The 5,883-nt window shown below is 50.5% G+C and carries 2 tRNA genes and 3 rRNA genes; all 5 read left to right on the forward strand.

What is annotated here, in order from left to right:
- The first annotated feature begins 96 nt into the window (after positions 1–96).
- A 16S ribosomal RNA gene (locus tag AB8P51_RS15110) occupies positions 97–1,623 on the forward strand.
- Between the two features lie 122 nt (positions 1,624–1,745).
- Positions 1,746–1,819 (forward strand) — tRNA-Ile (locus tag AB8P51_RS15115).
- A gap of 260 nt (positions 1,820–2,079) precedes the next feature.
- Positions 2,080–2,153: transfer RNA gene (locus tag AB8P51_RS15120), tRNA-Ala, on the forward strand.
- A gap of 386 nt (positions 2,154–2,539) precedes the next feature.
- Positions 2,540–5,387, forward strand: a 23S ribosomal RNA gene (locus tag AB8P51_RS15125).
- 138 nt (positions 5,388–5,525) lie between these two features.
- A 5S ribosomal RNA gene (gene rrf, locus AB8P51_RS15130) occupies positions 5,526–5,637 on the forward strand.
- The 16S, 23S and 5S rRNA genes sit together here with 2 tRNA genes alongside, the layout of an rRNA operon.
- Positions 5,638–5,883: the final 246 nt, after the last annotated feature.

Consider the following 5,883-nt stretch of genomic DNA (forward strand, 5'->3'; position numbering starts at 1 on the left):
GATTTAAGATCATTAGATTTAAATGAAACATGAGAACCGTTTTGGGGCGGGATGACTCTGCGGATTTGTGGTAGCGTTGATATTATTAATGTTATAACGATGAAGAGTTTGATCCTGGCTCAGGATGAACGCTAGCGGCAGGCCTAACACATGCAAGTCGAACGGTAACAGGGAAAAGCTTGCTTTTCCGCTGACGAGTGGCGCACGGGTGCGCAACGCGTATAGAACCTACCCTGTACAGGGGGATAGCCCGGAGAAATCCGGATTAATACCCCGTGGTAATTAGAATTGGCATCGATTTTAATTTAAAGCTTCGGCGGTACGGGATGGCTATGCGTCCTATTAGCTAGATGGTAAGGTAACGGCTTACCATGGCTATGATAGGTAGGGGCCCTGAGAGGGGGATCCCCCACACTGGTACTGAGACACGGACCAGACTCCTACGGGAGGCAGCAGTGAGGAATATTGGACAATGGGCTCACGCCTGATCCAGCCATGCCGCGTGCAGGAAGACAGCCCTATGGGTTGTAAACTGCTTTTATACGGGAAGAATAATCACGACGTGTCGTGAGATGACGGTACCGTAAGAATAAGGACCGGCTAACTCCGTGCCAGCAGCCGCGGTAATACGGAGGGTCCGAGCGTTATCCGGAATCATTGGGTTTAAAGGGTCCGCAGGCGGGCAATTAAGTCAGGGGTGAAATGGTACGGCTCAACCGTAGCACTGCCCTTGATACTGGTTGTCTTGAGTCATAGTGGAGTGGCCGGAATATGTAGTGTAGCGGTGAAATGCATAGATATTACATAGAACACCGATCGCGAAGGCAGGTCACTAACTATCGACTGACGCTGATGGACGAAAGCGTGGGGAGCGAACAGGATTAGATACCCTGGTAGTCCACGCCGTAAACGATGGATACTAGCTGTCGGGACTTTTAGTCTCGGCGGCCAAGCGAAAGTGATAAGTATCCCACCTGGGGAGTACGTTCGCAAGAATGAAACTCAAAGGAATTGACGGGGGCCCGCACAAGCGGTGGAGCATGTGGTTTAATTCGATGATACGCGAGGAACCTTACCAGGGCTTAAATGCAGAATGACAGGTTTAGAGATAGACTTTTCTTCGGACATTTTGCAAGGTGCTGCATGGTTGTCGTCAGCTCGTGCCGTGAGGTGTCAGGTTAAGTCCTATAACGAGCGCAACCCCTGTCGTCAGTTGCCAACAGGTAATGCTGGGGACTCTGGCGAGACTGCCGGTGCAAACCGCGAGGAAGGTGGGGATGACGTCAAATCATCACGGCCCTTACGTCCTGGGCTACACACGTGCTACAATGGCCGGTACAGAGAGCAGCCATCCGGCAACGGAGAGCGAATCTATAAAACCGGTCACAGTTCGGATCGGGGTCTGCAACTCGACCCCGTGAAGCTGGAATCGCTAGTAATCGGATATCAGCCATGATCCGGTGAATACGTTCCCGGGCCTTGTACACACCGCCCGTCAAGCCATGGAAGCCGGGAGTGCCTGAAGTCCGTCACCGTAAGGAGCGGCCTAGGGCAAAATCGGTAACTAGGGCTAAGTCGTAACAAGGTAGCCGTACCGGAAGGTGCGGCTGGAACACCTCCTTTCTAGAGAAAGATGCTACGCAGAGGTGATGTAGAGTAATTGTATAACTGCCTTTAAGGCGGTTCTGTAGTTTCTTTTAGATGTACTGATTTTAGCTGTCTACCATTATTTATAAAATAAATGCAGTCTCATAGCTCAGCTGGTTAGAGCGCTACACTGATAATGTAGAGGTCGGCAGTTCGAGTCTGCCTGAGACTACGAGAGTAGACGAAGAAGCAGACGAGAAGTTTATGCGCCTTAGGTGTAAGTCTGCCTGAGACTACTTGGCAAAGTAGATCAGGTGCATATGAGGGTAGGCCCTTAGTGGTCTAACGCACACGTTCATTGAGAATTAAATTGAGATTATAGAAGTTGAGCAACTCACGGTTGCAGATTTAGTATAGGCTAACTGCTGACTAAAATACTGCCAACTATAAAAGGTACTCCTTCGCTGTTATATGACAGCTACGGAGCACTATGGGGAATTAGCTCAGCTGGCTAGAGCGCCTGCCTTGCACGCAGGAGGTCATCGGTTCGACTCCGATATTCTCCACGGATAAAACTTTTAATAAGGAGTGTCTGAAAGAAGGAGAAAAGACAAAGCTTGCTTTGGTCTTTTTGACAACTGAAGATGCTATTAAAAGTTTTTCAACAAGGGAGTTTGAGGTTGGTACGCCCGTGGGCGTACACTCCGAAAAACGATCTTTTTGATTTTAAGAGTTTAGGCCCTTTTAAAGGGGTCCGTTTACCGCCTTACGGGGCATTGTAAAGTGTAAGCGAAATGTTCATTGACATATTGGGATAGGGTTTGTAGTTTTTTAACCGGGAGGTGTTTTACACTTTTTGGTTGGATAATTACAGACTTGTAAAGACACGAATTTAAATAAAAGAGTAAGGTATGAAGATATACCTTAAGAGATATTAGAATACGAGGCAAAGGCGACAAGCTAAATAAGGGCGTATGGGGAATGCCTAGGCTCTCAGAGGCGAAGAAGGACGCGATAAGCTGCGAAAAGCTGCGGGGATCGGCACATACGATATGATCCGCAGGTATCCGAATGGGGCAACCCACCATGTTGAAGACATGGTATCCCGCAAGGGAAGCAAACCCGGTGAACTGAAACATCTAAGTAGCCGGAGGAGGAGAAAACAATAGTGATTCCGTAAGTAGCGGCGAGCGAACGCGGATTAGCCCAAACCGATGTTGTTTCGGCAATATCGGGGTTGTAGGACCACGTTGTCTGATGCGTTACAGAACTGGAACCGTCTGGAAAGTCGGACCGTAGAGGGTGAGAGTCCCGTACGGGTAAAGTGCGTTATCAGTAGTGGTATCCTGAGTAGTGCGGGGCACGTGAAACCCTGTATGAATCTGGCGGGACCATCCGCCAAGGCTAAATACTCCTGAGAGACCGATAGTGAACCAGTACCGTGAGGGAAAGGTGAAAAGAACCCCGAACAGGGGAGTGAAATAGAACCTGAAACCATACGCTTACAAGCGGTCGGAGTCACGCGTTTCGCGTGATGACGGCGTGCCTTTTGCATAATGAGCCTACGAGTTGCCGTTGCTAGCGAGGTTAAGGACTTCAGGTCCGGAGCCGGAGCGAAAGCGAGTCTGAATAGGGCGCTTTAGTTAGTAGTGGCAGACGCGAAACCGTGTGATCTACCCATGGGCAGGTTGAAGCTGTGGTAACACATAGTGGAGGACCGAACCCGTTGACGTTGAAAAGTCTTGGGATGACCTGTGGGTAGGGGTGAAAGGCCAATCAAACTCGGAAATAGCTCGTACTCCCCGAAATGCATTTAGGTGCAGCGTTGATTTATAGTTTTATAGAGGTAGAGCTACTGATTGGATGCGGGGGCTTCACCGCCTACCAATTCCTGACAAACTCCGAATGCTATAAAATGTTAATCAGCAGTGAGGGCATGGGTGCTAAGGTCCATGTCCGAAAGGGAAAGAACCCGGACCATCAGCTAAGGTCCCCAAGTGTGTGCTAAGTTGACAAAACGCGGTGGAACTGCATAGACAGCCAGGATGTTGGCTTGGAAGCAGCCATTCATTTAAAGAGTGCGTAACAGCTCACTGGTCGAGCGGTTCCGCATGGATAATAATCGGGCATAAGCACACCACCGAAGCTATGGCTTTACACCATCGGGTGTAAGGGGTAGGGGAGCATTGTAGTGCCATTGAAGGTGATCTGTAAGGGTTGCTGGAGGAGCTACAAACGAAAATGTAGGCATAAGTAACGATAATGCGGGCGAGAAACCCGCACGCCGAAAGACCAAGGTTTCCCCGGCTATGCTAATCAGCCGGGGGTCAGTCGGGACCTAACACGAACCCGAATGGGGTAGTGGATGGACAACGGGTTAATAATCCCGTACCCGCAATACGACAAAAGTGACGGGGGAGTGGCGTTGGTGCGTACAGACGGAATTGTACGTTGAATCACCTGTAAGGGTGAGATAGTACGGCAAGGCTACGGCTGCGCCGATAATCCAGCATAGCTTCCTCCAAGAAAAGCGAGTATTGCGGCCCGTACCGTAAACCGACACAGGTGGTCGGGATGAGTATTCTAAGGCGCTCGAGAGATTCATGGCTAAGGAACTAGGCAAAATAGACCTGTAACTTCGGGAGAAAGGTCGCCCCGAGCAATCGGGGCCGCAGTGAAGAGGTCCAGGCGACTGTTTATCAAAAACACAGGGCTCTGCAAAATCGAGAGATGACGTATAGGGCCTGACACCTGCCCGGTGCCGGAAGGTTAAGAGGAGATGTCATCCGCAAGGAGAAGCATTGAATTGAAGCCCCGGTAAACGGCGGCCGTAACTATAACGGTCCTAAGGTAGCGAAATTCCTTGTCGGGTAAGTTCCGACCTGCACGAATGGTGCAACGATCTGGACACTGTCTCAGCCATGAGCTCGGTGAAATTGTAGTATCGGTGAAGATGCCGATTACCCGCAGTGGGACGAAAAGACCCCGTGCACCTTTACTATAGCTTCGTATTGACCTTGGGCAAACCATGTGTAGGATAGCTGGGAGACTTTGAAGCTGCGTCGCTAGGCGTGGTGGAGTCGTTGTTGAAATACCAGCCTTTGTTTGTCCGGGGCCTAACCCCTCGAATGAGGGGAACAGTGCGTGGTGGGTAGTTTGACTGGGGTGGTCGCCTCCAAAAGAGTAACGGAGGCTTCTAAAGGTGCCCTCAGCACGCTTGGTAACCGTGCGTAGAGTGCAATGGCACAAGGGCGCTTGACTGTGAGACATACAGGTCGAACAGGTACGAAAGTAGAGCATAGTGATCCGGTGGTTCCGCATGGAAGGGCCATCGCTCAAAGGATAAAAGGTACGCCGGGGATAACAGGCTGATCTCCCCCAAGAGCTCATATCGACGGGGGGGTTTGGCACCTCGATGTCGGCTCGTCACATCCTGGGGCTGGAGAAGGTCCCAAGGGTTGGGCTGTTCGCCCATTAAAGTGGCACGCGAGCTGGGTTCAGAACGTCGTGAGACAGTTCGGTCTCTATCTACTGCGGGCGTTAGAAATTTGAGTGGTGCTGACTCTAGTACGAGAGGACCGAGTCGGACTGACCGCTGGTGTACCGGTTGTCCCGCCAGGGGCATTGCCGGGTAGCTACGTCGGGATGGGATAAGCGCTGAAAGCATATAAGCGCGAAACCCGCCACAAGATGAGATTTCTTTAAAGGGCCGTGGGAGATGACCACGTTGATAGGCCATAGGTGTAAGTGCTGCAAAGTACGTAGCCGAGTGGTACTAATAGTCCGTTAGGCTTGCGCCGCTAACTGCCTTGTAAACTACTCTGAGGTATACTAACCTTCCTCTAGGATTTAAATTCGACGCCTTCAAACAAGACCCTATCCCTTTATGTTAAGATATTTGTGGTGAAAACCACCCTTGCCCAAAGCAAGTGTAAAACTCAGGTGGCCATGGCGACGGGGTCCACCCCTTACCATTCCGAACAGGGAAGTTAAGCCCGTCAGCGCCGATGGTACTGCTACACCAAGTGGAAGAGTAGGTCGCCGCCTTTTTAACCCTGAAGTAATTCATTTTACTTCAGGGTTTTTTTATGCATAAAATCCATGATAAATGCCCAATCCTTTGGCATGATGGCTTCCTGTAACCATCCTCGCTGCATCATGTTTGCACGGGCGGGCAGTCATCAATAGCTCGCCGCCTTTTTTGGTATACCAAAGGGTGAAGAAACAGAAGCAAAAGCCCCTTTATGACAAGTCAGATTTATATTCCCCCCGGGGGACATTCGTCCCTTTACCCCC

It is taken from the genome of Muriicola sp. SD30, from assembly GCF_041205185.1.
Classification (GTDB): Bacteria; Bacteroidota; Bacteroidia; order Flavobacteriales; family Flavobacteriaceae; genus Muriicola.